The sequence below is a fragment of the Vibrio sp. 10N.222.48.A3 genome, from assembly GCF_041475345.1.
In the GTDB taxonomy this organism is placed as follows: Bacteria; Pseudomonadota; Gammaproteobacteria; order Enterobacterales; family Vibrionaceae; genus Vibrio; species Vibrio tasmaniensis_A.
In genome coordinates, this window is sequence record NZ_JBFRVX010000463.1 from 1 (window position 1) to 1,685 (window position 1,685).

Annotated in this window: 2 protein-coding genes; both read left to right on the forward strand. The window is 44.7% G+C overall.

Going from position 1 to position 1,685, the window contains the following annotated elements:
- Positions 1–71 precede the first annotated feature (71 nt).
- A complete protein-coding gene (locus tag AB4653_RS13890; RefSeq protein ID WP_009848347.1) occupies positions 72–713 on the forward strand; it encodes a MarC family protein in 642 nt (213 codons plus the stop codon).
- A 264-nt stretch (positions 714–977) separates the two neighbouring features.
- The coding region (locus AB4653_RS13895) for a 2,3,4,5-tetrahydropyridine-2,6-dicarboxylate N-succinyltransferase (protein WP_372104458.1) at positions 978–1,685 on the forward strand (708 nt) is incomplete at its 3' end.

A 1,685-nucleotide genomic window follows, 5' to 3' on the forward strand; every position in this document is an offset into this window, starting at 1 on the left:
TATTCACACTTACTGTACTATCTATTTCTAATAATTATTTGTATTTAACTGCATCTTTTCAAAGGAATAATATGAAAGAGCTCATCATTCATACCATTACTGTGTTCATGGGCTTTTTTGCCATCATGAACCCAATCGCTAATACGCCAATTTTTCTTGGATTAACCGGTGACAATGACAGGGAAACCGTTAAATCTATCGCTTTCCGTTCAGTGTTTATCGCATTCATCATCGTCAGTACTTTTGCACTCTCTGGCAAACTGATCTTTGACCTATTTGGTATCACACTTTACGCACTTCGCATCACAGGCGGCATTTTGGTCTTTTTGATTGGCTTCCACATGCTGCAAGGCGATTCAACACACGCCAAAGCAAAAGAGAAAGTGAACTCAGACGCCCAGAAAGACGCAGCTCTAAGTATCGCCGTCTCACCACTTGCAATGCCAATTCTCGCTGGCCCCGGCACCATTGCCACTGCGATGAACTTTGCCAGTACCGAGGGGGTCTATGAAACCATCATAACCATCGTCGCTTTCGGCCTACTATGTACCCTAACCTATGTCTTATTTGTATTCGGCGAGCGATTTGTTAAAGCTGTCGGACCAAGTGCATTGAACGTGATAACCCGAATGATGGGTTTAATACTCGCCGTTATCGGTATGCAGATGTTGATTGAAGGGATTGAGCAGGCTTATAAAGCGCTATTTATCTAAAGAGTGTTGTTCATTTAAAGAACGTTGGTTATCTAACTTTGATATCAAATTTTGTTGAATTGCATCATTTTCTCATTGCAGAAAACTATCTCCAGAAAGACAAGCAATATCATTTTACAGACTTTATCCCGATGCGCCCTTTCATAACGAGGGCGCTCTCTTTATGATGAACGCAATTAAATTAACTTTGCTAACGGCAGCGCTTGTTATTCGAGCCGCTGTTATGAAATAGCAAAATCAAGACTCAACACATGGAGATTCAACATGGCTTACTTTTCACTAGCCTTCGGTACGGCAACCAAAAACCGCGACAATAAAATCATTGAAGCGTTCTTCCCTAACCCACTTCTAAACCCAAGCGACGCTCTTGTTGCGGCTGTTGGTGAAGTTGCAGGTTACACTGAAGGCAACCAAGCTATCGAAATCTCTGCAGCACAAAGCGCAGAACTCGCGAAAGCATTCGCAGCAAACGACGATGCAGCAAACGCATCTTTCGCAGAAAAAGCAGCAGCATCTGAGCAACCTCTTGTTCTTGTTGTTCTTGCGACTGACGAGAAGCCAGCATCAGTTGCTGAAGGCTTCCTTAAGCTGCAACTGATCTCTAACCGCCTAGTTCAACCACACGGTACGGTACTAGATGGTATCTTCGGTCTACTGCACAACATCGCATGGACTAACGAAGGCCCTATCGATCTTCCTGAGCTGGCTGAGCGTCAAATCGAAGCTCGCCTAGCGGGTCGTGCTCTGTCTGTAGATTGCGTAGACAAGTTCCCTAAAATGGTGGACTACGTAGTACCAACAGGCATTCGTATTGCTGACACTTCTCGTGTTCGTCTTGGCGCACACGTAGGCGAAGGCACAACAGTAATGCACGAAGGTTTCATCAACTTCAATGCTGGTACAACTGGCGTAAGCATGGTTGAAGGTCGTATCTCTGCAGGTGTGGTTGTAGGTAACGGTTCTGATATCGGC